The 487-nt window shown below is 64.9% G+C and carries 1 pseudogene; it reads right to left on the bottom strand.

The annotated features are described in order from the left end of the window. Nucleotides 1-487: pseudogene (locus tag U5A58_RS40505) on the bottom strand (electron transfer flavoprotein subunit alpha/FixB family protein); the annotation flags it as partial.

The raw sequence follows: 487 nt of genomic DNA, 5'->3' as shown, positions 1-487 counted from the left end.
GACCGCTGCGCTGCCGCCTTCGGCTGCGACTGCATCGAACGCCGTCGTACGCACGGTGATGACCTTGACCGGATCAACCGATTGCACCGTCGCGATCGCGTTGCCCGCGTAGATCGGACGCTCGAACGTGTCCGGCGCATCCACGGCGGTGATGTCGCTGATCTGCGCGACGTCGAGCTTCGCGGCAATACGCGGCGTGACGTTCTTGCCCGACGCCGTTGCCGGCGCGAGTATGTGCGAGTAGTTCTTCGCAATGGCGAGGACCGTCGCTTCGACGTTCTCGGCAAGACCCTGTTCGAGTTGCGGCGCGTCGGCGAGCAGCACCTTCGCTACGCCTGCGATCTTCGCGGCTGCGTCCGCGGCGGCCTGGGCGTTGTGGCCCGCGACCAGCACGTGCACGTCGCCGCCAATTTTCTGTGCTGCAGCGACGGTGTTCAGCGTCGCGGCCTTGATCGAGTGATTGTCGTGTTCAGCGATTACCAGATTC

The organism is Paraburkholderia sp. J7 (assembly GCF_905220155.1).
In the GTDB taxonomy this organism is placed as follows: domain Bacteria; phylum Pseudomonadota; class Gammaproteobacteria; order Burkholderiales; family Burkholderiaceae; genus Paraburkholderia.
The sequence above is the reverse complement of the archived record's forward strand: the minus strand, read 5'-3'. Positions and strand labels throughout refer to the sequence as shown.